This is a genomic window from Paralcaligenes ureilyticus (genome assembly GCF_004346225.1).
Classification (GTDB): Bacteria; Pseudomonadota; Gammaproteobacteria; order Burkholderiales; family Burkholderiaceae_B; genus Paralcaligenes; species Paralcaligenes ureilyticus.
Map to the genome: position 1 here is coordinate 19,398 of NZ_SMAJ01000010.1, position 24,399 is coordinate 43,796.

A 24,399-nucleotide genomic window follows, 5' to 3' on the forward strand; every position below is an offset into this window, starting at 1 on the left:
CAGTATCCACAAAACGCACCAGCGATCCCCCAAACATCCACCACACGATGCGGGGCTAGAAGAAGGTTCTAGCGAAGGCCAGGATTTTCTAGTCACGATAGAAATAATGCGAAAGGATGGATGCCACCCACAAGGGGTGGCGCTACATGATTCACGAACACGTTTTTAAATCGCATGGCAGCCACAAGGGGTGCCGCTACAGGCTAGCGCTAAACCGGCCTTCAAGCACATAGTGCATGGCCTCGCTGGCGGCCGCCAGGCCCATCGCCGCCGTCACCGTCACCAACGATCCATAACCCGAACACGACAATCCCTGCAAGCCACCAGGCACCGCCTGCGCGTCGCTGTGCAAACCATCTGCTCCGCCCTCATCGGCACCTCCCCCCGCCTGCTCCATCCACAACGTCGGCAGGCGCGCCGGCTGATCGAACCACACAACCCTCACCCCCATCTTCGGAACCCGCCTGCGCGGCTTCCCCGCCTGATCCGAAGCTTTCGGATAACCGTGCTGACGCCGCAAACTATTGCGCAACTTGGCCAGCAACGCATCATTCAAGGCCTGCGACAAATCACTGGCGCGCAAGGCCAGCGGATTCGTTTTACCACCGGCCCCGCCGCACACCACCAGCGGCATACTCCTATCGCGGGCCTCGAGAACCATCGCAATCTTCGCGCTCACCTGATCGGTACAATCCACCAGGAGCGTCACATCGCGCGCCAGCAGTTCACCCACGTTTTCCGGCGTCACAAAATCATCGACCTGCCGCACGCGGCAGCCCGGATTGATCCCGGCGATCCGCCGCGCCATCGCCTCCGTCTTGGCCACGCCCAGCGTATCGGTCAGCGCATGCACCTGGCGATTGATATTGGACTCGGCAACATGATCCAGATCGATGAGCGTCAAAGCCCCCACGCCCGACCGGGCCAAGGCCTCGGCGCACCATGAACCCACACCGCCTATGCCCGCTACGGCAATATGCGCCGCCTGCAGTCCCGCCGCTCCAGGCGGGCCGTAAAGGCGCTCAATGCCGCCGAAGCGGCGCTGCGTATCGATGAAAGAGGTGTCCGGCATGGGATTCAAGGGAAAGATTCAAAAGAACGGCCCACTCCGCAGACCGACAGGCAAAAGTGTACACGCCACGCCATGAGCAACCGAATCCGCAAGCGCCGCGACGGCGCGAAATGGCGACACTCAGGTGCTTTGCAGACGCGCTTGTAGCTCGCCATTGGCAGCCACAAGGGCTGCCGCTACGGAAAGGCACCACCGCTATCGATCCAGGAAGACGCCGGCCTCCATCAATCAGAAATCAAGAGGCACCGACCGCCATCAACCAGAAAATCAGGACTGGCTTAAAATAAGACCCATTCTCACACTGCCGCAATGCCACATCATGAATAACCCGGGCGACCCCAAGCTCGCTTCTGTTCGCAGAAGCTTTCGGCTGCTCACCGACTCCGAGCGCCAGGCGTCGCTGGAACGCAGCCTGACCCACTGGGTTCCCGATCAGGACATCTGGATATTCGGCTATGGATCCCTGGTGTGGCGCCCCGAATTCAACTTCAGCGAACGCCGCCTGGCCGTCCTCCACGGCTATCACCGCGCACTGTGCCTGTGGTCGCGCGTCAATCGCGGCACGCCGGAACAGCCGGGACTGGTCTTCGGCCTGGACCTCGGCGGCTCGTGCAAAGGGATGGCATTCAGAATCGCGGCCAGCGAAGTTCCCGAAACGCTCAAAGCCCTATGGAAGCGCGAAATGCCCAGCGGCGCCTACCTGCCAAAGTGGCTGAATTGCCGTACCCGGGCCGGCCATATCCAGGCACTGGCCTTCATCATGGACCGCCACACCGACGCTTATGTCAACAGCCTGTCCAAAGACCAACTGGTGGCGATCGTGCAGCGTGCTCACGGACATTACGGCCCCTGCACCGAATACGTGCTCGAGACCGCGCAAGCGCTCAAGCACGCGGGCATTCGCGACCGGAAACTCGAAGCCATGGTGCTGCACCTGCAAAGCAGCATCGCCCGGAACAGTTAAACTCACATCCTGCCCCTTCTTTTATTTACCAACATGCCCGTCGCCGATATCCGCCAAAGTTACGAAAAAAATGTGCTGCTCGAGGCATCGCTGGCGGCCACGCCCCTGGAACAGTTCACGCGCTGGTTCAACGAAGCCCTGGCGGCCAAAGTCCTCGAGCCCACCGCTATGACGCTGGCGACCTGCTCGGCCAAGGGCCGGCCTTCGGCCCGCACGGTACTGCTCAAAGGCTACGACGAGCGCGGCTTCGTGTTTTTTACCAACTACGAATCGCGCAAAGGCCACGACCTGGCCGACAACCCCAACGCCTGCCTGCTGTTTTTCTGGCCCGAGCTGGAGCGCCAGGTCAGGCTGGAGGGGAGCATCGAAAAAGTGTCGGGCCAAGAGTCGGACGCCTATTTCAACAGCCGCCCGCTGGGCTCGCGCATAGGCGCGTGGGTTTCGCCGCAAAGCCAGCCCATCAGCCGCGCAGAGCTCGAGGCGCGCGACGTGGAATTAACACAATCGCTGGGCGATCATCCCCCACGGCCACCACACTGGGGCGGCTACCGCCTCAAGCCCGATTATGTCGAATTCTGGCAAGGGCGCCCCTCGCGCCTGCATGACCGCCTGGCTTTCCGGTTAAACGATCAAGCCCGGTGGGTCAGCACCCGCCTGGCACCGTGACAGCTCACCTCAACCCGATGCTGTCAATGACTGCCGAGCCTGCCGATTTCGACGCGCTGTACTTCCGCTCCGCCCTGGGCCGCTTTCCGACCGGGGTGACCGTGATTACGACCGAAGCCCGCGAGGACCACCAACCCATCGGCCTGACGATCAGTTCCTTCAATTCGGTTTCCCTCGATCCGCCCCTGGTGCTCTGGACCCTGACCAAAACCGCGTCGTCGCTGGTGCATTTCCAGCACAGCGAACGCTACGTCATTCATGTGCTTGCGGCCCAGCAGCGGGCACTCGCCAGGAAATTCGCGCGCGGCAGCCAGGCAAGCCGGTTCGAAGATGTCGAGTTGACCCATGCGCCCAATGGCGCGCTGATGCTGGACGACCCCCAGTGCACCGCCTGGTTCGAATGCTATAACCACAGCCAGGTCGAAGCGGGCGATCATTTCATTTTTATCGGGCAGGTAGAACGCTGCCACCGCGGCTCGGGCCAGCCCCTGGTTTATCACGCGGGCGACTTCGACCTGACGCCGTCGGCCAAACCCCTGTCGCGTTTATAACATCAAGGGCTTGCAGGCCTCACAACTTCAAACGGAGTGAACAGCGCGATGACGGCAGACATAGATTGCGTGATTTTGGGCGCCGGTGTGGTGGGCCTGGCGGTCGCCCGCGAAATGGCGCTGGCCGGCCATGAAGTGCTGCTGGTGGAGGCCGCCGAGGCGATCGGCACAGGCGCCAGTTCACGCAATTCGGAAGTGATCCACGCGGGCATCTACTACCCGCAGGGCAGCCTCAAAGCCAGGCTGTGCGTCGAAGGCAGGCAACGGCTCTACGCCTATTGCGTCGAACGCAACATCCCTCACAAGCGCCTGGGCAAGCTCATCGTCGCCACCACACCCGAACAAGCCAAGGGGCTGGCGGCGATCGCCGCGCGCGCCCAACGCAATGGCGTCGACGATCTCTATCAAATCGGCGGCAGTCAGGCACGTGAACTTGAGCCTGAACTGCGCTGCGACGCTGCACTCGTATCGCCATCCACCGGCATCATCGATAGTCATGCCCTGATGCTGGCGTTGCAGGGCGATGCCGAAAATCATGGCGCCCAATGCGTCTTTCATACCCCCTTTGCCAGCGGCGAAGTGCTGAAAAACGGCGAATTCCGCCTGCGTTTTGAAGGCGCCGAAGCCATGGAAATAACGGCGCGCTGCGTCATCAATGCCTGCGGCCTGTCAGCGCCCTCGGTCGCCCGCCGGCTGTCGGGCCAACCCCAGGAACACATCCCGAACGCCTACTTCTGCAAAGGCAGCTATTTCACCCTCTCGGGCAAGGCGCCATTTTCGAGACTGATCTATCCCATGCCTGACAATGCGGGACTGGGCGTACACCTGACTCTGGACCTGGGCGGCCAGGCCAAGTTCGGCCCCGACACGCAATGGATAGCCGACGAAGACTACACGCTGGACCCGCATCGCGGCGACTCCTTCTACGCGGCCGTCAGGCGTTACTGGCCCGCCCTGCCCGATGGCGCGCTAAGCCCCGGATATACAGGAATACGGCCCAAGATTACCGACGCCCATTCGGCCGCCGCCGATTTCGTCATTGCCGGGCCCGCCACGCACGGTGTCAACAATTTGCTCAATTTATTCGGCATCGAGTCGCCCGGCCTGACCTCCTGTCTGGCCATCGCCACCGCCGCGCGCGCCGCGCTTGAACAATCCGCCTCCTGAAGCCTTGCCCATGACCCAGCACGATTATGTACTGACCCTTTCCTGCCCGGACCGAACCGGCATCGTGCATAGCGTATCGGGCTGCCTGCTGGACCTTCACGGCAATATCGTCGAAGCCCAACAATTCGGCGACACGGAAACGCAGCGTTTCTTTCTGCGCGTGCACTTTACGCTGCCCGACCGCACCGACATCGCACAACTGCAAAACAGCTTTACGCCTGTCGCCGAAAAATTCGGCATGCAAGCCCGGTTTTATGACGCCCGGCAAAAATCCCGTGTACTGATCCTGGTCAGCCGCCAGGGGCATTGTCTGAACGACCTGCTATTTCGCACGCACAGCGGGCTATTGCCGATAGAAATCGCCGGCGTTGTGTCCAACCACAACGACTACGCCGACCTGGCCAATTCCTATCACGTGCCCTTCTTCCATCTGCCGGTCACACCCGACACAAAAACGGAACAAGAACAACGGATACTGCAACTCATCGATCGCGAACGCATCGACCTGGTCGTGCTGGCGCGCTACATGCAGGTACTGTCGCACGACATGTGCCAGGCTTTGGCCGGCCGCGCCATCAATATTCATCACAGCTTCCTGCCCGGCTTCAAAGGTGCGCGGCCTTATCACCAGGCCCACGCGCGCGGCGTCAAAATGATCGGTGCAACCGCGCACTATGTCACGGCCGAGCTGGACGAAGGCCCGATCATCGAGCAGGACATCGAACACGTCAATCACGCCCTGACTGCCCAGGACCTCGCACGCGTGGGCAGCGATATCGAATCCATGGTGCTGGCCCGCGCCGTGCGCGGCCACATCGAGCACCGCATCCTGCTGAACGGTCAGCGTACTGTTGTTTTCCGTTAAGGCAAACGGCTGGAGCGTGCCCGAGGAAAAAATGCCACCCACAAGGGGTGGCGCTACAAAAGCACAGTCATTCACCCACCCACAGCCTCCCCCTCACGGCGCGGATCAGCGCCGCCTTCCAGCCCCTGCGGCGTAAACACCACCCCCTGCAAACCGCTCGGGAAATCAACCTCCCGCACATCATGGCCCATCGCCCGCAACCCCGCCGCCAAACCATGCAAATCCGTATTCTTTTCCAGCTCCGTAAAACGATTCCTGCTACCCCGATTCGGCAAATCGATCGCCTGCTGAATATCCAGACCCCGATCAAGCACCCCGCGCAGCGTCTTGGCCACAAAATTGATAATCGCGCTGCCGCCCGGCGAACCTATCGCCATAAACGGCTTGCCATCTTTCAACACAATCATCGGCGACATCGAACTGCGTGGGCGCTTTAACGGCTCGACGCGATTGGCCACCGGCTTGCCCTGCGCATCGACATTGGACAAAGAAAAATCGGTCAGCTGATTATTCAACAAAAACCCGTCGACAAAAATCTTGCTCCCAAAAGCCGACTCGATCGTACTGGTCATCGACACTACATTCGATTGCGCATCCACCACCACAATATGCGTAGTCGACGGAATCTCGGGAGAATCGTCGCGGCCTCGCCGCGCCAGCATATGCGCTGGATCGCCCGGCGGCGCCACGCCAATACTGCGATCGGCGCGGATCAACCCGGCGCGCAAGGCCAAATATTTCGCATCCAGCATCGCATGCACCGGCACGTCCACAAAATCCGGATCAGCCACGTAAAAATCGCGATCCGCATAAGCCAGCTTTCCGGCTTCCGCAAAATAATGCACGGCCATCAAAGAATCGACCGGATAGTGGTCGATAGGCGTATGCGACAAAATCTTGAGCATCTGCATCACCGCCAGCGGACCCGAGCTGGGTGGCGGCATCCCGCACAACTCATACGACTTATACGGCGTGCAAACCGGCGCGCGCTCGACCGCGCGATAACCCGCCAGATCGGCCAGGGTCATATCGCCCGGCACTGGATGATGCGCGATCGCATCGACAATGTCCTGTGCAATCGGCCCAGTGTAAAAGGCATCGGGCCCTTGCTCGGCAATTTTCCGCAGCACCTGGGCCAGTGCCGGATTGCGCAAACGATGGCCGACCGGCCACGCATGCCCATCGGGCTGGTAGAAATAGGCCGCCGCGGCGGGCTGCTGGCGCAGTGCCGTATTCTGTTCCAGCAAGGCGTGCAGGCGCGGCGACACCTCGAACCCCTCTTCGGCCAATTGAATTGCCGGCGCAAACAAAGCCTTCCAGGGCAAATGCCCCTGCTGATTGTGCAGCAAGGCCAAGGCGCGCAGCACGCCCGGCGTACCGACCGAGCGCCCGCTATTGACGGCGTCCCAAAACGGCATCGCCTTATGGCCGCGCATGAATCGGTCGCTGCGGGCCGCCGCCGGCGCCGTTTCCCGGCCGTCGAAGGCGCGCACCCGGTGCTGCCGCGCGTCGTAGCTGACAATGAACGCCCCGCCCCCCAAGCCGGACGACTGCGGCTCGACCAGATTCAATACCCACTGTGCGGCAATCAAGGCGTCAACCGCGTTGCCGCCCTGCTTGAGCATCGCCAGCCCGGCCTCGCTGGCCAGGGGATTGGCGCTGGTCACCATAAAGTGCGCAGCGTGCACGACCTTGTGCTGCACACGCCCGGTGGCTGCCTCCGGATTGATATCCTCGGCCACCATGGCTTTTTGCAGCGGATCGAGCGGCCCTTTGGCCAGCGCAATGCCCGGCGCAAACGCCAGACCCAGCTCGATCGCCAGGCCCAGTACAAACGAACGGAAAAGCACCCGCTTTTTATTCATACCCGCTCTCCCTCCAGCCTGTTTTCCACAATGACATCGCGCAACCACGACTCGAAGGCCTGCAACGGTTCGGACCGCTCATTGTTATCCGGATAGCCAAAAAAATACGCCTCGCGCACCGTCAATCCACCCCCGAACGGCGCCTGCAGACGGCCCGCTTTCAAATCGTCCTGCACCAGAAACCGGGGCATCAGCGCCACCCCCATCCCGGCCTGCACCGCCGCCAGCGTCATGGTAAACAACTCATAACGCGGCCCGGCGCTGATCGACGGCGCATATTCCCGTTGATGCTCGCGATACCACTGGCGCCACGCATCGGGACGCGAAGTCATATGCAAGTGCGTAAGCACGGCAGGCCCTGCGCGCTCGGCCTCCAAGGCCAATCGGGGAATGCAGACCGGCAGGAGCTCGCCCTCATCGAACAGCTTGATGCCCTGAGTGTGCGGCCACATCTGCGCGGCATGATAGATGGCCGCGTCAAACGGATGATCGTTGAACTGGAAAGGCAAAGTGCGAACCGACAGGCTGACCGCAATATCTTCATGCCGTTTCTTGAAATCAGGCAAGCGCGGAATCAGCCAGGCGGTCGCCATCGTGGGCAAAACGGCAATGTGCAGGCTGCGGCCCATACCTGACCGCGACACCAGTCCGAAAGTGTCTTTTTCCAGCTGCTCCAGGTGATGCCGCACCCTGGCTGCATACTCGGCTCCGGCATCGGTGAGCGCAACCCGGCGGCGAACCCGGGAAAACAGCTGTACGCCCAGCCGGTCTTCCAGGCCGGCAACCTGCCGGTAGACAGCGCTGTGGGTCAAGGCCAGCTCTTCGGCAGCGCGCGAAAAAGACCCCAGGCGCGCGGTCGCCTCAAACGCCTGCAGGGCTCCGAGGTTAGGTATGCCGTTTCTCATTAACGCTCCCAGGCGAGTCCCTTGCGGGGGAAATAAGCCGCCGCTACCTCTAGCGGTAGAATCAAGCCACTCAAACTATAGTCCGTCATGCCGAATAGGCACGACATTGTGCAATTTTATCAATTGCGTTATGCACATAATGCACATTATTCTGGATAGATGATGAAATCTCAATCTCCCGCACCCCGCCTAGGCGGCCATATCCTGGTCGATCAGCTGGTTGCCCATGGCGTCCAGCACGTTTTTTGCGTTCCCGGAGAAAGCTACCTGGCCGTGCTCGACGGCCTGCACGACGTTGCGATCAACGTCACCGTATGCCGCCAGGAAGGCGGTGCCGCCATGATGGCCGATGCCCATGGAAAGCTGACCGGCCAGCCGGGAATCTGCATAGTGACCCGCGCGCCTGGCGCCTCCAACGCCATGGCGGGCATCCATATCGCCCACCAGGACTCGACTCCGCTCATCATGTTTGTCGGCCAGATCGGCCGGGGCATGCGCGAACGCGACGCGTTCCAGGAAATGGACTATCGCGCCGTATTCGGCACCCAGGCCAAGTGGGCCACCGAAATCGACCAGATCGAACGCATTCCTGAAATCGTCTCGCGCGCCTTTCACATCGCCACCTCGGGACGGCCCGGCCCCGTGGTCATCGCGCTTCCCGAAGATATGCTGACCGAATACGCCAGCGTTGCCGACGCGCCACACTACCAGCTAGTGGAAACCTCGCCCACCCAGGCACAGCTAACGCAGCTCGGCGAACAGCTGGCTCAGGCCAAACAACCCATCGCCATCCTCGGCGGATCGCGCTGGAACGCCCAGGCCGTCGAACAGTTCGGCGACTTTGCCAAACGCTACCAACTACCCGTTACCGTGCAGTTCAGGCGGCAAATGCTGTTTCCGACCAATCACCCGAACTTCGTGGGCGATCTGGGCCTGGGCAGCAACCCCGCGCTGATTCAATATATCCGCGACGCCGACCTGGTTCTGCTGGTGGGCGGGCGCATGTCGGAGATTGCCAGCCAAAGCTACACGCTGCTGGATATTCCCGTCCCCAAACAAAATCTGGTCCACGTTCATCCCGACAGCGCCGAACTCAATCGCGTCTATCGCGCCAACCTTGCCATTAACGTCTCGCCCATCGCGTTCGCGGACGCGGTAATGCACGTCAAACCCAGCCGTACACCGGCCTGGGCGGCAGCCGGACAGGCGCTGCGCGACAGCAACCTCAACTGGCGCGACCCCAGCCGCATCCAGCATCCCGGCGCGCTGCAGATGGGCCAGGTCATGAGCTATCTGGAATCGCATCTGCCCGAGGACGCCATCCTATGCAACGGGGCGGGCAACTACGCTACCTGGCTGCACCGCTTCCACCAGTTCAAACACTTCGGCACGCAGCTTGCTCCGACGTCGGGATCCATGGGCTACGGTCTGCCCGCCTCGGTGGGCGCAAAACGCATCTACCCCGACCGGACTGTCATCTGCTTTGCCGGCGACGGCTGCTTCATGATGCACGGACAGGAATTCGCCACCGCCGTGCAATACCAGTTGCCCATTGTGGTAATCCTAATCGACAACGGCATGTACGGCACCATCCGCATGCACCAGGAACGCCACTACCCTGCCCGCATTTCAGGCACTGCGCTGAACAACCCCGATTTCGCTGCTTACGCCGAGGCTTTTGGCGGCCATGGCGAACGTGTCGAAACCACTGAACAGTTCGCCCCGGCCTTTGAACGCGCGCTCGCAAGCGGCAAGCCGGCTATCGTGCATTGCCTGATCGATCCGGAAACCATCTCGCCCACCACCACGCTCGCCAAGATTCGCCAGCAGGCGCTGGCATCCAAGGCGTAATGCCGGAGCGGGTTCTGCGTTTTCTGTAAAAATATTTTAAACTTAAATCTCTTTTTCCCTACGGAGCAAACCATGTCTGCTGCCCCTTCCTTCCACTGGCAAGATCCCTTATTGCTGGACGCCCAGCTCACCGAAGAAGAGCGCATGGTGCGCGATGCCGCCCATGCGTACGCGCAAGACAAGCTGGCCTCGCGCGTGCTCGACAGCTTTCGCCATGAAAAAACCGATCCGGCCATTTTTGCCGAGATGGGCGACCTGGGCTTGCTGGGCGCGATGATCCCCGCCGAGTACGGCGGCGCCGGCCTCAATTACGTTTGCTACGGGCTGATTGCCCGCGAGGTCGAACGCGTCGATTCCGGCTACCGTTCCATGATGAGCGTGCAGTCGTCGCTGGTCATGGTGCCCATAAACGAATTCGGCAGCGATGCACAGAAAAAGAAATATCTGCCCAAACTGGCGAGCGGCCACTGGATAGGCTGCTTTGGCCTGACCGAGCCGAATCACGGCTCCGACCCCGGCAGCATGGAGACACGTGCCGTCAAAACCGCCGATGGCTACTCGCTGAGCGGCAATAAAATGTGGATCACCAACTCACCCATTGCCGACGTGTTCGTGGTCTGGGCCAAGTGCGTGGGCGGTGAATTCGACGGCAAGATCCGCGGCTTCATCCTGGAAAAAGGCATGGATGGCCTGTCGACCCCGGCCATCCATGGCAAGGTGGGCCTGCGCGCCTCGATTACCGGCGAAGTCGTGATGGACGAAGTCGAAGTGGCTGCCGAACAAATGATGCCCGGCGTCAGCGGCCTCAAAGGCCCCTTCACCTGCCTGAATTCGGCACGCTACGGCATCGCCTGGGGTGCATTGGGCGCCGCTGAATTCTGCTGGCACATGGCGCGCCAGTACACCCTGGACCGCAAACAATTCGGCCGCCCCCTGGCCGCCAACCAGCTTGTCCAGAAAAAGCTGGCCGATATGCAAACCGAAATCACCCTGGCGCTGCAAGGCTGCCTGCGCCTGGGCCGCATGAAGGACGAAGGCACGGCCGCCGTAGAAATCACCTCCATCATGAAGCGCAACTCCTGCGGCAAGTCGCTCGACATCGCCCGCATGGCCCGCGATATGCTGGGCGGCAACGGCATCTCGGACGAATTCGGCGTGGCGCGCCACCTGGTCAACCTGGAAGTCGTCAACACCTACGAAGGCACCCACGACGTCCACGCCCTGATTCTGGGACGTGCGCAAACCGGGATTCAGGCGTTTTTCTAAGATATGCCCGTGAATCTGTGATATGCCGTTGAATCTGTAGCGCCACCCCTTGTGGGTGGCATTTTTGCTAAACACGGTGCAGGTTATTGCGTAGATGGCAGCCACAAGGGCTGCCACTACATGGGTTCATGGCGCCCACCGCCGCACCTCTATCCGGCAAGCCGCCCAAAATTCTTCTTATTGAAAAAGGCTGACGCAAGATATACTGCCCACAAAGCCAACAGGAGGTGGGAAGCATGAAAGGGACCATTCTGGACGTTAATGCAGGCGCCGGCACGGGGCTTATTGCTGGCGACGACGGCAAGCGCTACACCTTTGTAACGGCCGAATGGCGCGGCCAAACTCTTGGCCAGGCAGGGCAGAAAGTCGATTTCGAAGCACAGGACGACACCTCCACGGCAACCGCCGTTTTCCCCGACCGGGCCGCCAGCACCGACGATTCCTCAAAAAAAATCGCCGCAGGGCTCCTGGCGCTGTTCCTGGGAGGCTTGGGCATACACAAGTTTTACCTGGGCTACACCAAAGAAGGCGTCATCATGCTGGTGGTGTTTCTGCTGGGATTCATTTTGCTCACCATCCCAACGGTCGTCGTCGGCGTGATCGCCTTTATTGAAGGCATCATCTACCTCACCAGGTCAAACGCAGACTTCGAACGAATCTACGTAACCGGGCGCAAGCCCTGGTTCTAGGCGGCGCGTAGGCACCCACGAGGGGTGCCGCTACAAAACATATTCATGAATCGGTACAAAAACATACCCGTGAATCATGTAGCGCCACCCCTTGTGGGTGGCACAACCCTGGCAATCAAGACGGCATCGATAACCTTGCGTTGATGGCAGCCACAAGGGCTGCCGCTACATGCGACCGCCACGTATTTGTAGCTGCAACCCTTGTGGCTGCCATCATGGCATCAAACAATGGCTACTCGCCAGCCGCCAGGTCGAACAGACTGGTGGCTTCAACCTCCAGCACCTGCTCGTCGCGCTGGTTGAATACGCGCCAGGTCCAGCGCATGATGCCCAGATCATCGCGGCTGGACGAAACGCGCACTGAATCGACCGTCGCTTCCAGCCGAAGAGCATCGCCCGGACGCACCGGCAGCAACCAGCGCAAGCGCTCCAGGCCTGGAGAACCGAAGGACTCGGAGCCGGCCAGGGCCGCATCGACAGCCATGCGCATGGCGATGCCGCAGGTCAGCCAGCCGCTGGCAATCAGACCCTCCCAGCGGCCACCTTTCGCCCGCTCGACGTCAGTATGAAACCACTGCGGATCATACGCCTTGGCAAAGCTCAGCATTTCATCCTGGTTGACGATTCTGGGAGGGTGCTTGATCACCATCCCGGCATGGAGTTCGCTAAATTTCATGATAAAACCCGTAAAAGCACTTAAGGCGGACTTTTAAGTGTAACCGGTTGAGTGCTCCTAACTAATATACTGGCCATATGGACATGACCTATCCCAGCCACCCGAATTTTCTGCACAATATTATGTTTAGCCCTTCTTCTTATTTAACACACTTAACCCCGTCTACCATATGTCAGCCTCCCGCATGATTGAGACCCGTTTCGCAAATTTGACTATCTGCGGCCGAGCAATTCAACTCGAATATCAATGGATTGCGCCCAATCTCGACGACAAACCACTTATTGTATTTCTGCACGAAGGGCTTGGGTCGATTGCCTTATGGAAGCACTGGCCCGAACAGCTATGCCGCGCAGTCAGTTGCCGCGGGCTGGTTTTTTCACGATACGGCTATGGCCAAAGCACACAAAGACCGGTTGGCGAAAATTATTCGGCTTCCTATTTACACGACGAAGCACGCCTGGTTCTACCTGCTCTATTCGAGCATTTGCATGTCGACACGGACACCACGCCCCCCGTACTGTTCGGGCATAGTGACGGCGCCACCATCGCCCTGCTTTATGCGGCAACCTATCCAAAAAAAACAGCAGGCGTCATCGTTGCCGCGCCGCATATTTTTGTCGAAGACATCATGATAGAAAACCTGCAAAACGCGCGCCGAACTTACCTGGATACCGACTGGGCCAAAAGGCTGGCTCCTTACCATCAGAACCCGGACTCTGTATTCTGGGCGTGGAACAATGCCTGGCTCAATCCCGCGTTTCGCCACTGGAGTATTGAGGCTGAGATCACCTCGATAGAATGCCCGATGTTAGCCCTTCAGGGAGAACAAGACGAATACGCCACGCTGGAACACATTTACGGCATAAAGAAACTTGTCCCGCAGACACAGATCCTAATCATTCCCCATTGCGGCCATTCGCCGCACAAAGACAAACCATCGGTTGTAGAGCACGCAGTCAAGCAGTTCCTGACAAATGCGCCACAAACCACAGCTTATCCAGACGGGTCAAAACAGAGTTAGAATAAGAGAGCCAATCCAGCGACTGTATGCAAAACAAACCCACAGGCGCACGAATATAGGATATAGGCAGCCCCCCTAGAACTGCATTGTCGTCGCGAACAATACAGTGTTCATAGGAGAAACGTTTAGTGTCGACCGCAATACGGGTTCTTCAAGGAAAATTTGGACGCGTCGCTCTGTTGAATATGGATCGCCCGCTTGTTAACCATGCGCATTCACAATGCCATGTATTGATCAAGATCAGTGGTACAGATACCTTTTTCTCCGTTAGAGACCGACGATATCCGCTTAATGACCACACCGCAGTGCTGGTCAACACGTGGGAACCACATGCCTACACGCACCACCATCCCAATGCGCCGCGCACACTTATCCTGGCGCTCTATATCGAACCGCTCTGGCTTGGTGAAATTGAAAATTCGCTAATTTCCAGCGAGCGTCCCGGTTTTTTTCCGAATACGTGCGTCGAAATTCCCAAGCCCGTCCGTACCCTCTCAAACTCGCTGGCAATGCAAATGTTGTGCGGAGAGCATTTTAGCGACGAGTATCTGAAGTCGCAGCTTTCAAATCTGATGATTTTGGTCATCGATGCTTTTTCCCAATGGCGCAGCTTCAACCACTGGAAAACGGAACATTTTATGCAAACGCAGGATTTCCGTATTCGACAAGCCATCTCATTCATGCGCGCCAATATCGGCGCTGAAATGGACATGGATAAGCTGGCCTCGGAAGTCTGTCTGTCGCGGGCGCATTTTTTTAAATTATTCCGGCAACACACTAACCTTACCCCCAACTTGTACAGCAATATCCTGCGTGTGGAAGCAGCGATTCACGGCCTGACACATACACAGCAATCAATGATGAGCCTGTCGGACAGCCTTGGATTCAGCGCGCAAAGCCACTTCACACGTTTTTTCCAGCAACATACGGGCGTCATCCCCAGCCAATACCGCAAAGTAGTCGATAACTACCGGCCCAGCGAAACATCCGCTTAATACCCTCTTATCGATCCTGGCTCCATGGCAACAACCAGGCTTCAATCTCATTGAGAATAACGGTCAGGCAAAAGCCCAGGATCGAAATGACTATCAGGCCTACGTACATGGTCTCTACCGACAGTACCTGCCAGGCGTCCCAGATCATGAAGCCAATGCCTGTTTTCGCTCCAACCATCTCGGCAATCACGATCAGAATCAGCCCCATTCCGATGCCCAGCTTTATTCCCGCCATAATGGAAGGCAAGGCACCTGGAAGAGCGATGGTTCGAAACATCTGCCCTTGAGTTGCGCGAAAATTCTTACCCACATCCAGATATATTTTGTCGATTTGTCGCACACCAATAATGGTGTTGATCACGACGGGGTAAAACATGCCCAGCGCCACCATTACAATCTTGGACATCTCCCCCAAACCGAACACCAGCAGAATCAAAGGCAGAATGGCGCTTTTGGGGATCGGATAAGTAGCCGAAATGAGGGGGTCGATCACAATGCGTAACGGCCGATACAGCCCCATGAGAAGGCCAAGAATCAACGCCGGGATTCCGCCCAACAGCGAGCCCCAGAATAGGCGCTGCAAGCTGGCCGACAAATTGACCCAAAGATCTCCCGATCTGGCCAATTCGAACAATTTTGCCAAAATGACTGTTGGCGCGGGAAAGAAACGCGTGTCGATCCAGCCCGCTCGCGCGCACAGCTCCCATAACAACAACAAGGCCAGAGGCGAAAAGAAACTGACCAAACGCTCCCGTGTCCGGCGGCCGAGCTTGACGTTCATGTGCGTGCCTCCTCTTGAGCCTTGGCCTGTTGCACTTCGTCGCGCAGATAGCCCCATATCTGGAACACCATTTCTCCATAGGCCGGCAGTGATCGCAACTCGAATACCTCGCGCGGACGTTCGAACGGAACATCGATCACCGCTTTCACTTTGCCTGGGTGCGCCGACATGACCATGATCTGATCGCCCAGAGTGACGGCCTCATCGACACTGTGCGTGATGAACACCACTGTTTTCTTGTCTTCTTCCCATATCCGCAAGATTTCCTCTTGCAGCAAGGTCTTGTTCTGCTCGTCCAAGGCCGAGAACGGCTCATCCATCAACAGGATTTCCGGATCGTTCGCAAACGCACGCGCAATCGACACGCGTTGCTTCATGCCGCCAGAGAGTTGATACGGATAGCGTTTGGCGAACTTTGTCAGCCCCGTTTTATCGAGATAATGCCCCACCGTTTCACGCACCTGGGCATCGGGTACGCCACGCAGCTTGAGCCCATACGCGGCGTTTTCCCATACCGTCATCCAGGGAAAAATGGAATCACCCTGGAACACCATGGAGTTGCCGGGCTTACCCGGATGTTCCGCATACACTTCCACACTACCGCTGCTGGGCGTTTCGAGATCGCCAAGAATGCGCAGCAGCGTAGTTTTACCGCAACCGCTCGGCCCCACAATCACGAAAAACGTGCCCGCGGCGATATCGATGGAAATATTGTCAATCGCCGTAAAAAGACCGTCTGCAGTCGGAAACTGCTTAGTCAGATTGGCAATGCGTATCTTCGGCGTGGCGAGAATATCCTTGTGGGCCTTAATTTGGTTCATGGCGGGTTTGAGCTGGTGAATGGTATAACGCTGACAACCGGAAGAATCAATCGCATCAATTAATCGGCTTATAGGGGCCTAGCTCCTTGACCGCCATATGGGCAAATGATTCGTCCACGACCTGATTGACCGTAGCGGAACCTTGCAGGTACCCCTGATCCTTATAAAACTGGAAATCCTTTCTCAAACTGGTCAAGTTCAACTTCCCATCCGGGTTAATGCCATTGGGAGTCATGCCCTTGTACAAGGCCGGATCCTTGACCCGGCTGTCGCGCACCAGAATCGCAATTACTTCGCCCGCATTGGGGCCCGCAAACCTGCCGTTTTTTAACGCACCGTTATAGAACCGGGCACCCTTCAGGTAGGCAACCATGAATTTCTTGGCCACCTGCGGCTTGTTTTTTATGAAATCGCCTCCATACAGCAACACTGCCACCTCCTGATTCGGGTAGGGGTTCTCATGGGGAAACCGTACCGCTATACCCTTCTCGATCGCCTGCGTAACCGAAGGCTCGGTGGACACGGCAGCATCGATCGCGCCGTTGGCCAACGCGGTGACTTGCTGTGGATAGCCCAGATACTCGTGCTGTACATCCTTGTAGCTCAAGCCTCCGATTTTAAGCGCTTCGTTCAATTTCGAGCCGGGCGAACCGCCCTTCCCGCCCTCCCCCACTTTCAATCCTTTGAAATCCTTCATGCTCTTGATTTTTCCAGAGTCGACGAGCGACTTGCGAACCAGGATCGGCATGTAGTCGTACAGAGGTGGAGTAGAGCCCTTATCCGCCACCACCTTGATGTTGATGCCACGCGAGGCCGCGTTGAAAAGCCCGGCCGACATCGCGCCGGCGGCAACGTCCAACTGACCGGCGCCAAGCGGCGCAATCATCATGGGCCCCGCATTGAATGAAACGAATGTGACCTTGATTCCTTCCTGCGCGAAATAACCTTTTTGCTGAGCGATGAAAAACGGCGCATCGCTCACCACGCCATTCGTGCCAACCCGAACTTCGACCAAACCGGCGGCGCTGGCATAGACGGGCATCGCGCCAACGGAAAGAATCAAACCGACGACGGTTAAACCAATGCGGCGGCGCAGAGGATTCGGTATCGCAGTAAAGTAAGTGCGCGTCTGTTTCATTTTGTGTCTCCTTCAGTTTCTTTTTTTAAATAATCGAATGCTCTTGGATGGCTCGAAATGCAAATTTCAGCTGCCCTTGAATTTCGCCTTGCGCTTCTGATGGAATGCTTCTACGCCCTCGCGGAAATCGTCCGACGAGCGAAGGCGACTGTAGCTATGCCCTTCGAGCTCGATGGCAATCGACAAGGTCGAGTCCTCAGTGTCGTTGAGCAGCTTTTTGGCCGTACGCTGTGCAAGCGGCGAGAAGCCGCACAATTCGTCGACCAGCGCATCGGTTGCCTTTTCCAGCTCGGCATCCGGCACGCATTGCGTTGCAATGCCCCAGTCAAAAGCCTGCTGGCCCGCGATGCGGCGCGAGCGCATTACCACGTCCTTGGTTCTGGTGATGCCAACCATCTTTTGCAAACGGGCCGACCCGCCCGACCCGGGAATCTGCCCAAGCTTTTGTTCCGGCAGCGCATATTGAGCGGTCTGCGACACGATGCGAAAATCGCACGCGAGTGAAATTTCAAAACCCACGCCAAAGCAATAACCTCGATTGGCCGCAATCACCGGCTTGCTGCAACGGGCCGGCGCTGCGATATTCCATGCCAGCCTGGACACATGCTCGGGCGTGGCCTCGAGAAATCCTTTGATATCACCGCCACTGGAAAAATTATCTCCGACGGCGCGCAAAACAATGACCCGCACCGATAAATCTTCATCCAGAGCCTCGAACACCAGCCGCAATTGGTCGCGCTGCGCCATCGAAATAATATTGAAGGGTGGGCGGTCGAGAACGATATCCGCACGTTGCCTGGCCGCATCGATAATCACTGAAAATCCGTCGAGCTTATCGAGCAGGCTATGGGCCGGGTGATGTATTGCTGTCATGTTTACTCCTGTGTAATCAAACTATTCATTTCAGATATCATGCGCGAACAAATCGAGAATGTCGGCGTCAATGCCGTCAGCCAGCACCGCGGAAAGGTCAACCTGGTCTTCTCCAGGAATTTTCACCTTGGTAAAGACGTGCCCCTCATATTTAACCGGGCGTGTCGCATCCAACCCCATCTTGGCGCTAATCCCCTGCAGGCGGCCAACGGAGGTGACCTCACCTTGAGTATGTGCGCCGGTAGTCGTCGATGGATCAAGCACCGAGCCCAACGCACCAGATATAAGCACCAGATCCCGGTCAGCCTGAAAACGCGTGGCGACCGCCCACTCGACCTGAGCCGGATCATGGACATCGACGTCGTCGTCAACCACAGTCACCTGTTTAATATCGTAGTGGCTACCGAATGCGCACAGGATCACATTCTTCGGTTCACCTTCGCGTTGTTTCCTGAATTTGACAAAAAGGTGGTAGCGGCACACACCGCCTACCGACAGGTGCACGTCGAGCACGCCTGGAAAGCTGCGTTGCAGGTGCCCAAGCAGCGTGGCCTCGCGCGGGATGGCGCCCAGCAATAGATGTTCCATCTCAGCCGGCACAATGGTATGGAAGATCGGCTTGCTGCGATGCGTGACCACATCAACCTGAATCACTTCCCGATTTTCGCGTGAACTATAGTATTTGGGAAATTCCCCGAACGGCCCCTCGGGCTCACGCACGGCAGGAAGCAGGTGACCCTCGATCACGATCTCGGCATTGGCCGGAACCCGCACATCGTTGGTAAGGCATTTGACTACCGCCAACGGCACGCCATGCAGCGCACCGGCAATCTCGAGTTCGTCGTGATCAATGGGCGCGATGGCCTGCGATGCCAGTAGGGTAAGGGGATCGACCCCAATCACGATCGCCACCGGTAACGGCAGCCCCTGCTCCTCGGCCATCCGAAAGAACGCTTGCAGGTGGCGCGGCAGCAGCAACACCGCCATCCGGTCCTTCGAGTTGACCTGAATACGGTTGATCGACACGTTCTGTATGCCCGTAACCGGATTGCGCGCAATCACCAGGCCAGCGGTAATATAGGGGCCGCTGTCATGCTCGCTATGCGTCGGTATCGGCAGCACGACGCGCATATCGGGGTCGCGATGGACGACCGTCTGGCATGGCGCGGAGCCGGCCGCCACTTCTCGCCATGGCAACGGGTTCTCGGCCGCGTGGCGAAACGAGGCCAGCAGATCGGACTCTTTGATGCCTATCGCCTCTGCTATCCAGCTGCGCCGCGCCATGAAGCCCGATACGATAGGAATGGCATGACCACCGGGCTGCGGGAAAAAAACCGCTTTGCTGGCATCCAGCCGTTTCGCAACGGCTGCCAACTGGTGCTTCAAGGCAACGCCCGAGCGCGCCACTACCAGGCGATCCGTATCGGCAAGATGACGCAGCCAGTGGCGCAGGGTCAATGGGGCGGCGGAATTTAATGATTCGGTCATTTCGTATCCCTTGCAAGTACCGATCAAACGGCAATGGCCTTCATCAAAGCGTCTCTATCAACACGCGAGCCTGCGTTACCCTGAGCGATGACTTGTCCACGCTCCAACGCGTAAAACCGGCTCGAAACATCAAGAGCCCTATGCACATTTTGCTCGACCATCAGAATCGTGATTCCGTCAGCACGCAAGCGTTCAATTATGGCGAAAATCTCGTCGGCGATGATAGGCGCCAGCCCCTCGCTGGGTTCATCCACCAGCAAAAGCTTGGGCGCACCGACCAAAACGCGGGCAATCGCAAGCATTTGCTGCTCGCCACCTGACAGGGTAGTGCCCATCTGCTTGCGCCGCTCTTTCAAACGCGGAAACTGGCCATAAACCTGTTCCAGAGCCCGTCGGGATTGAGCTGCAGGTCGGCGCGGGCACTGCAAAAAACCAAGCCTGATATTTTCTTCGACAGTCAGGCCGGGAAAAATCCGCCGATCCTCGGGCACCAGCCCGATGCCCAAACGGCAGATCCGATCCGGAGCCAGTCCATTCAACTCGACGCCATCGAAATAAATAGAACCCGATGTCGGGGCCACCCATCCCGCAATCGTTTTGATTACGGTCGTCTTGCCCACCCCGTTACGCCCGCATAACAGAACCACCTCACCCGCTCCGACTGTGATGTTCACACCTTGCAGCACGTGGCTCAGGCCGTAATGGGTATGTAATTGCTTTAGCTCAAGCATGTGCCGCTTCCCGCCCAAAATAGGCAGCCTGAACGTCGGGATTCGATCGAACGGCGGCGGGAGAGCCCTCGGCCAGTTTGGCCCCCTGCGCCATGACGACAACGTGATCGGACAAACCCATTACCAAGTCGACATCATGTTCCACCAGCAAAATCGAAATATCGCCGGCAAGATCTTTAATCAACCGCCCGGTTTCTTCTGTGTCGGCATGGGACATCCCCTGAGTAGGTTCATCAAGCAATAGCATTTTGGGTCTGCCCGCGAGCGCTACCGCAATCTCCAGGCGTCGCTGCTCTCCATGAGAAAGGTAACCAGCCAGATCATGCACCTTGTCGGCAAATTTAAATTGTTCGATCAATTCTTCAGTGCGCTGGCGAGCAAGCACATTACTGCGCAAAGGCATCAGCAATTTAGCGGGTCGCTCCAGAACCTGTGCGGCAAGCCGCAAATTTTCATACACCGAGATTTCGAAGAAAAGATTGGTGATCTGGAAAGAACGCGACAAGCCTTTACGCACCAGCGCGCCGGGCCTCTGACCGGTGACGTCGGCTCCCTCAAACCATACCTTGCCACCACTTGGGGTCAAAGCGCCGCTAATCAGATTGAACAGCGTGCTCTTGCCCGCGCCATTAGGACCGATAATCGACGTAATATGACCGCGTTGTGCCACAAAACTTACCGCGTTCACAGCAAGCAAAGCGCCGAACCGTACTGAAATGTCTCTCACCTTCAGAATAGACGAACCCTCGTTGTCCTGAGCCATTTCCATGTGGCCGGAATTCATGGCTTTACCTCCCGTCGCAAGAGCCAAACATTAAGGCGCGGCCGCAAATATCCAATCAGTCCGCCGGGCAGGAAGATAACGGTCAACATGAACAAGGCGCCCACCACAATCAGGTGATGTTCCGTATAAGTGCCTATGACAGATTTCAGGCCAGTCAGAATCACGCTACCGTATAAAGGACCGATCAACGTACCGACGCCTCCCAGCACCACGGTGATGACGGCATTGCCTGAAGCATGGAAAAACATCAGCTCAGGCGAAACAAAGCCGCGCAACATGGGGTAAAGCGCTCCGGATAACGCCGCCACGTTGGCCGCCAGAATAAAGACATACAGCTTGGCGCGCTGGGAGCTGAATCCAAGAAATGGCACACGGCTATCGTTTGCCTTGATCGCTTTTATAAGCCGTCCAAAAGGAGTCTGAAGCACCGCTTCCAACAGGAAATACAAACCCATGATCAGTGCCAGCACCAGCAGAAAGAAAGAAAGCCCCTGATCAGTGCTGATCGAGAAAAATAAGAAATTTATGTGAATCACGGGAATTCCAATGATGCCGTCCGAGCCGCCAATTTCTCGAGTGTTGTAGACAATCTTCGATACGACTTCGGCCATGCCGAACGTTATCAGCGCAAAGTACACGCCGCGTGCACGAATCGCAATAATTCCCGCTACGGCCCCTGCCGCACTGGCCACCAGCAATGCGGCACCCAACGCCAGCCAGAAAGACGGGTTTAATTCTTTCAGAACCAGACCGGAGGTATAGGCTCCAAGCCCAAAAAACAGCGCATGACCCAGCGACAACAGGCCGGTAAAACCAAGCAGCAAATCGACGCTCATCGCAAAACCGCCGAATATCAGCGCCTCGGTCGCAAGGCGGTAATAAAACACATCGTGGTTGACGCCGGCGGCAACCGCAAATACAAGCGCCAGCGCTATGAACAAAAGAGCAAAATACCGTAAGGCATTGCGCGCCGTTTTTTCGTGCTGCTGAACAGTCAGACGGAGTGAGCCGGCAGTCTGATTTGAAGGAGACCGCTCAAGCATGGCCCAGCCTCCCGAACAGTCCTTGCGGACGCACCATGAGCACCGCCACCATAATGCTGAATACCAAGGGGTCTGTCCATGATGGCGAAATATATAAACTGGAGATCGACTGGATCTGCGACAAGACCAGACCGGCAATAACCGTACCCTTGATGCTCCCCAAACCGCCTGCAATCACCACGCAAAATGCCAACAAAAGAAAATCATTCCCCATGGTGGGGAATACTGAATAAATCGGCGCGAGCAACACTCCAGACAAACCGGCCAGCGCCACGCCAAATGCGAAAGTCCCCGCGTACATCCGACCCACAGGCACGCCCAGCGAAGCGGCCATGTCCTTGTCGAACGCGGCCGCCCGCACCATGGCCCCGAAACGACTCCGATAAACGATCAGCCAGACAGCAAGGATAATCACCACGCCTATCACCATCAGAAACAAGCGATAATTGGGTAGAAACATTCCGGCCACTTCGGTTGCGCCGCTAATGGGCATTTCGGTACTGATTGACTGAGATCCATACACAAGCCCATAGGTGTCTTGCAAAATAATGGCTAGTCCAAACGTCAGTAGCAGGGTAAGGGTATGCCTGTCCTTCTGATGGAATACCCTCTGGATCAGCAAACGCTCTACCGCAAAGCCCAACGGCGCCATGACCAACGGCACCAGCACCAATAGCCACCCAAAGCTCACCCCCAACGCCGCCAGACTAACGCCGAGATAGGCGCCCAACGCATAGAATTCCCCATGGGCCATGTTAATGACATCGAGCAGCCCGAAAATAATCGTCAGGCCCAATGCCATCAGGATGACGGCAATTCCAATGGATAAGCCATTGATGATTTGCGGCGCAAAAACATACTGCAGCGACTCAATGAATCCGCTCATGCAACAGCTCTCCGATCAATGCCGGCATTACCGGCAGCAAGCCCAAGACGACTTCCGTGACGCAAGCGCACATGCCCTTAAAATCGCTTGCAGGTATCCGGGCCAATTGCATCAGGACCGGCTATCTTGCTTTCGATCTGGAATTTACCGTGGGTGAGTTTAACCACGTACATATCCTGGATCGCCTGGTGGTCACCGGCCCGCATTTTCTTCTCGCCTTGCGGGGTCATCCACTCAAGACCACTCATTGCGGCCCTGACCTTTGCGGTATCGGTACTTTGCGCCTTTTCGACAGCCGCCTTGTAAAAATACATCACCCCGTAAGAATCGGCGCCATATAGATCCGGACTGTGCTTATAAGCCTTTTCGAATGCCGCAACGAATTTCTTGTTTTCGGCCGTATTGATTTCCGGCGAATAGCCAACGCCAGTGAGAAACCCTTCCGTCGCCTTCGCTATGGCCGTCATGTTCTGCGAGGTGACGGTGCCGGACGCGCCCATTATCGTCAGATTCTTGAGGAGGCCAAATTCACTCAGTTGGGAAAACAGGCGTACCGTATCGTTCCCCGCTACCGAGGTATACAGAACATTAGGATGTGCGGCCCTAAGCTGCCCGAAGAACGGTGAATAATCCTTGTTTCCCAGCGGGGCGAATACTTCGCCGACTGTTTTTGCGCCCGTGCTTTCTGCTGCGCTCTTGAAAGCCGCAACGGTGCTTCGCCCCATCTCATAGTCGGGCCCCAGATAAAATATCTTGGCATCAGGCTTATTTTTCTTCAGCCATTGCGCCAAGGCAGCCGACTGCTGCCCAGCCTTGGCATTGACGCGAAACACATTGGGCGAGCATTTATCGCCGGTGATCGCATCCGAAAACGACACTGAGGTCGCCATCAGACGGTCATTGCGCTCGGCGATCTGGCCGATGGCAAGCGTGGATCCGGAATTGACGGTGCCGGTGAGAAAATCCACCTTGGCGGATTGAAACAATTTTTCGGCCTTCTGAGTACCCACGGAGGGGTTCGCCTCGCCATCTTCGAATGTCAAGTCAACCTGGCGCCCCATAATGCCGCCTGCGGCATTGATTTCTTTTGTCGCAAGCTCGACACCCCACTTTACCTGCTGGCCAATGGGGGCAAACGTGCCAGAAAGCGGCGTGAGTACGCCGATCTTGATTGGGCCTGGATTTTGAGCCGATGCGACACCTGCAAAACCGCCAATAATGGCCATCGCAATCGCATTGCGCACAAACGATACTTTAATCATGATGTCTCCTTTTTATATAATAGTTGTCCCGGCGTTATG

General features: G+C 57.5%; 24 protein-coding genes. 10 read left to right on the forward strand and 14 right to left on the reverse strand.

The features are described from left to right. Positions 1-196 precede the first annotated feature (196 nt). On the reverse strand, positions 197-1,072 hold the full coding sequence (locus tag EDC26_RS13065) for a tRNA threonylcarbamoyladenosine dehydratase (RefSeq protein ID WP_132583307.1): 876 nt from the start codon (positions 1,070-1,072) through the stop codon (positions 197-199). A 319-nt stretch (positions 1,073-1,391) separates the two neighbouring features. On the opposite strand from EDC26_RS13065, the gene EDC26_RS13070 reads away from it, so the two are divergent. The 5 genes from EDC26_RS13070 to purU are packed head-to-tail and all read left to right on the forward strand — an operon-like array spanning position 1,392 to position 5,285. Continuing rightward, positions 1,392-2,036 (forward strand): gamma-glutamylcyclotransferase, encoded by a 645-nt coding sequence (locus EDC26_RS13070; protein WP_132583309.1) that lies wholly within the window; start codon positions 1,392-1,394, stop codon positions 2,034-2,036. A 33-nt stretch (positions 2,037-2,069) separates the two neighbouring features. After that, complete coding sequence (gene pdxH, locus EDC26_RS13075; RefSeq protein ID WP_132583311.1) at positions 2,070-2,702, forward strand: pyridoxamine 5'-phosphate oxidase; 633 nt, start codon at positions 2,070-2,072, stop codon at positions 2,700-2,702. Between the two features lie 26 nt (positions 2,703-2,728). Continuing rightward, complete coding sequence (locus tag EDC26_RS13080; protein WP_132583313.1) at positions 2,729-3,253, forward strand: flavin reductase family protein; 525 nt, start codon at positions 2,729-2,731, stop codon at positions 3,251-3,253. Positions 3,254-3,301: 48 nt separating this feature from the next. Continuing rightward, positions 3,302-4,420 carry an NAD(P)/FAD-dependent oxidoreductase gene (locus tag EDC26_RS13085; protein ID WP_132583315.1) on the forward strand — a complete coding sequence of 373 codons (1,119 nt, stop codon included), beginning with the start codon at positions 3,302-3,304 and terminating at the stop codon, positions 4,418-4,420. A 10-nt stretch (positions 4,421-4,430) separates the two neighbouring features. Continuing rightward, the gene (gene purU / locus EDC26_RS13090; protein ID WP_132583489.1) at positions 4,431-5,285 is read left to right on the forward strand and encodes a formyltetrahydrofolate deformylase; all 855 of its coding nucleotides are present in this window, start codon (positions 4,431-4,433) and stop codon (positions 5,283-5,285) included. Between the two features lie 71 nt (positions 5,286-5,356). Here the strand turns inward: purU and ggt are convergent, their stop codons facing one another. Next, complete coding sequence (ggt, locus tag EDC26_RS13095) at positions 5,357-7,030, reverse strand: gamma-glutamyltransferase (RefSeq protein WP_243700917.1); 1,674 nt, start codon at positions 7,028-7,030, stop codon at positions 5,357-5,359. 116 nt (positions 7,031-7,146) lie between these two features. Next, positions 7,147-8,055, reverse strand: a complete 909-nt coding sequence (locus EDC26_RS13100; protein WP_132583319.1) for a LysR substrate-binding domain-containing protein — start codon at positions 8,053-8,055, stop codon at positions 7,147-7,149. A 159-nt stretch (positions 8,056-8,214) separates the two neighbouring features. Between EDC26_RS13100 and EDC26_RS13105 the strand changes: the two genes are divergently transcribed. The 3 genes from EDC26_RS13105 (at position 8,215) to EDC26_RS13115 (ending at position 11,861) form a co-directional block, all read left to right on the forward strand. Beyond that, positions 8,215-9,906: a thiamine pyrophosphate-binding protein gene (locus EDC26_RS13105; RefSeq protein ID WP_132583321.1), complete on the forward strand. Its 1,692-nt coding sequence runs from the start codon at positions 8,215-8,217 to the stop codon at positions 9,904-9,906. Positions 9,907-9,978: 72 nt separating this feature from the next. Further along, entirely contained in the window at positions 9,979-11,172 is a 1,194-nt protein-coding gene (locus tag EDC26_RS13110) for an acyl-CoA dehydrogenase (protein WP_132583323.1), read from the forward strand. Between the two features lie 236 nt (positions 11,173-11,408). Further along, positions 11,409-11,861: a TM2 domain-containing protein gene (locus tag EDC26_RS13115; protein WP_132583325.1), complete on the forward strand. Its 453-nt coding sequence runs from the start codon at positions 11,409-11,411 to the stop codon at positions 11,859-11,861. A gap of 232 nt (positions 11,862-12,093) precedes the next feature. On the opposite strand, the gene EDC26_RS13120 is transcribed toward EDC26_RS13115, so the two are convergent. Beyond that, complete coding sequence (locus tag EDC26_RS13120; protein ID WP_132583327.1) at positions 12,094-12,537, reverse strand: MaoC family dehydratase; 444 nt, start codon at positions 12,535-12,537, stop codon at positions 12,094-12,096. A gap of 184 nt (positions 12,538-12,721) precedes the next feature. On the opposite strand from EDC26_RS13120, the gene EDC26_RS13125 reads away from it, so the two are divergent. Both EDC26_RS13125 and EDC26_RS13130 read left to right on the forward strand, forming a co-directional pair. Beyond that, positions 12,722-13,558 carry an alpha/beta fold hydrolase gene (locus EDC26_RS13125; RefSeq protein WP_243700913.1) on the forward strand — a complete coding sequence of 279 codons (837 nt, stop codon included), beginning with the start codon at positions 12,722-12,724 and terminating at the stop codon, positions 13,556-13,558. 128 nt (positions 13,559-13,686) lie between these two features. Continuing rightward, positions 13,687-14,553, forward strand: coding sequence for an AraC family transcriptional regulator (locus EDC26_RS13130; protein WP_132583331.1), 867 nt, complete (start codon positions 13,687-13,689; stop codon positions 14,551-14,553). Between the two features lie 7 nt (positions 14,554-14,560). Here EDC26_RS13130 and EDC26_RS13135 read toward each other — a convergent pair whose 3' ends face one another. From EDC26_RS13135 to EDC26_RS13180, 10 genes are all read right to left on the reverse strand, one after another. Then, positions 14,561-15,334, reverse strand: a complete 774-nt coding sequence (locus EDC26_RS13135) for an ABC transporter permease (protein ID WP_132583333.1) — start codon at positions 15,332-15,334, stop codon at positions 14,561-14,563. Continuing rightward, a complete protein-coding gene (locus EDC26_RS13140; RefSeq protein ID WP_132583335.1) occupies positions 15,331-16,155 on the reverse strand; it encodes an ABC transporter ATP-binding protein in 825 nt (274 codons plus the stop codon). The genes EDC26_RS13135 and EDC26_RS13140 overlap by 4 nt, the downstream gene beginning before the upstream one ends. 55 nt (positions 16,156-16,210) lie before the next feature. Next, positions 16,211-17,293: an ABC transporter substrate-binding protein gene (locus EDC26_RS13145; RefSeq protein WP_132583337.1), complete on the reverse strand. Its 1,083-nt coding sequence runs from the start codon at positions 17,291-17,293 to the stop codon at positions 16,211-16,213. A 66-nt stretch (positions 17,294-17,359) separates the two neighbouring features. Continuing rightward, complete coding sequence (locus tag EDC26_RS13150) at positions 17,360-18,166, reverse strand: enoyl-CoA hydratase/isomerase family protein (RefSeq protein WP_132583339.1); 807 nt, start codon at positions 18,164-18,166, stop codon at positions 17,360-17,362. 30 nt (positions 18,167-18,196) lie between these two features. Beyond that, the gene (locus EDC26_RS13155; RefSeq protein ID WP_132583341.1) at positions 18,197-19,654 is read right to left on the reverse strand and encodes a UbiD family decarboxylase; all 1,458 of its coding nucleotides are present in this window, start codon (positions 19,652-19,654) and stop codon (positions 18,197-18,199) included. 23 nt (positions 19,655-19,677) lie between these two features. Further along, on the reverse strand, positions 19,678-20,385 hold the full coding sequence (locus EDC26_RS13160) for an ABC transporter ATP-binding protein (protein WP_132583343.1): 708 nt from the start codon (positions 20,383-20,385) through the stop codon (positions 19,678-19,680). Further along, positions 20,378-21,169: an ABC transporter ATP-binding protein gene (locus EDC26_RS13165; protein WP_243700914.1), complete on the reverse strand. Its 792-nt coding sequence runs from the start codon at positions 21,167-21,169 to the stop codon at positions 20,378-20,380. The genes EDC26_RS13160 and EDC26_RS13165 overlap by 8 nt, the downstream gene beginning before the upstream one ends. Continuing rightward, entirely contained in the window at positions 21,166-22,212 is a 1,047-nt protein-coding gene (locus tag EDC26_RS13170; RefSeq protein WP_132583345.1) for a branched-chain amino acid ABC transporter permease, read from the reverse strand. Before EDC26_RS13170 ends, EDC26_RS13165 begins: the two co-directional genes overlap by 4 nt. After that, a complete protein-coding gene (locus EDC26_RS13175) occupies positions 22,205-23,098 on the reverse strand; it encodes a branched-chain amino acid ABC transporter permease (protein ID WP_132583347.1) in 894 nt (297 codons plus the stop codon). Before EDC26_RS13175 ends, EDC26_RS13170 begins: the two co-directional genes overlap by 8 nt. 77 nt (positions 23,099-23,175) lie before the next feature. Next, positions 23,176-24,360, reverse strand: coding sequence for an ABC transporter substrate-binding protein (locus EDC26_RS13180; RefSeq protein ID WP_243700915.1), 1,185 nt, complete (start codon positions 24,358-24,360; stop codon positions 23,176-23,178). Positions 24,361-24,399: the final 39 nt, after the last annotated feature.

Excerpts from the sequence above, each read along its gene's own strand:
- EDC26_RS13065 (WP_132583307.1), bottom strand. The coding sequence starts at position 1,072 with ATGCCGGACACCTCTTTCATCGATACGCAGCGCCGCTTCGGCGGCATT.
- EDC26_RS13070 (WP_132583309.1), top strand. The coding sequence starts at position 1,392 with ATGAATAACCCGGGCGACCCCAAGCTCGCTTCTGTTCGCAGAAGCTTT.
- pdxH (WP_132583311.1), top strand. The coding sequence starts at position 2,070 with ATGCCCGTCGCCGATATCCGCCAAAGTTACGAAAAAAATGTGCTGCTC.
- EDC26_RS13080 (WP_132583313.1), top strand. The coding sequence starts at position 2,729 with ATGACTGCCGAGCCTGCCGATTTCGACGCGCTGTACTTCCGCTCCGCC.
- EDC26_RS13085 (WP_132583315.1), top strand. The coding sequence starts at position 3,302 with ATGACGGCAGACATAGATTGCGTGATTTTGGGCGCCGGTGTGGTGGGC.
- purU (WP_132583489.1), top strand. The coding sequence starts at position 4,431 with ATGACCCAGCACGATTATGTACTGACCCTTTCCTGCCCGGACCGAACC.
- ggt (WP_243700917.1), bottom strand. The coding sequence starts at position 7,030 with ATGGTGGCCGAGGATATCAATCCGGAGGCAGCCACCGGGCGTGTGCAG.
- EDC26_RS13100 (WP_132583319.1), bottom strand. The coding sequence starts at position 8,055 with ATGAGAAACGGCATACCTAACCTCGGAGCCCTGCAGGCGTTTGAGGCG.
- EDC26_RS13105 (WP_132583321.1), top strand. The coding sequence starts at position 8,215 with ATGATGAAATCTCAATCTCCCGCACCCCGCCTAGGCGGCCATATCCTG.
- EDC26_RS13110 (WP_132583323.1), top strand. The coding sequence starts at position 9,979 with ATGTCTGCTGCCCCTTCCTTCCACTGGCAAGATCCCTTATTGCTGGAC.
- EDC26_RS13115 (WP_132583325.1), top strand. The coding sequence starts at position 11,409 with ATGAAAGGGACCATTCTGGACGTTAATGCAGGCGCCGGCACGGGGCTT.
- EDC26_RS13120 (WP_132583327.1), bottom strand. The coding sequence starts at position 12,537 with ATGAAATTTAGCGAACTCCATGCCGGGATGGTGATCAAGCACCCTCCC.
- EDC26_RS13125 (WP_243700913.1), top strand. The coding sequence starts at position 12,722 with ATGATTGAGACCCGTTTCGCAAATTTGACTATCTGCGGCCGAGCAATT.
- EDC26_RS13135 (WP_132583333.1), bottom strand. The coding sequence starts at position 15,334 with ATGAACGTCAAGCTCGGCCGCCGGACACGGGAGCGTTTGGTCAGTTTC.
- EDC26_RS13140 (WP_132583335.1), bottom strand. The coding sequence starts at position 16,155 with ATGAACCAAATTAAGGCCCACAAGGATATTCTCGCCACGCCGAAGATA.
- EDC26_RS13145 (WP_132583337.1), bottom strand. The coding sequence starts at position 17,293 with ATGAAACAGACGCGCACTTACTTTACTGCGATACCGAATCCTCTGCGC.
- EDC26_RS13150 (WP_132583339.1), bottom strand. The coding sequence starts at position 18,166 with ATGACAGCAATACATCACCCGGCCCATAGCCTGCTCGATAAGCTCGAC.
- EDC26_RS13155 (WP_132583341.1), bottom strand. The coding sequence starts at position 19,654 with ATGACCGAATCATTAAATTCCGCCGCCCCATTGACCCTGCGCCACTGG.
- EDC26_RS13160 (WP_132583343.1), bottom strand. The coding sequence starts at position 20,385 with ATGCTTGAGCTAAAGCAATTACATACCCATTACGGCCTGAGCCACGTG.
- EDC26_RS13165 (WP_243700914.1), bottom strand. The coding sequence starts at position 21,169 with ATGAATTCCGGCCACATGGAAATGGCTCAGGACAACGAGGGTTCGTCT.
- EDC26_RS13170 (WP_132583345.1), bottom strand. The coding sequence starts at position 22,212 with ATGCTTGAGCGGTCTCCTTCAAATCAGACTGCCGGCTCACTCCGTCTG.
- EDC26_RS13175 (WP_132583347.1), bottom strand. The coding sequence starts at position 23,098 with ATGAGCGGATTCATTGAGTCGCTGCAGTATGTTTTTGCGCCGCAAATC.
- EDC26_RS13180 (WP_243700915.1), bottom strand. The coding sequence starts at position 24,360 with ATGATTAAAGTATCGTTTGTGCGCAATGCGATTGCGATGGCCATTATT.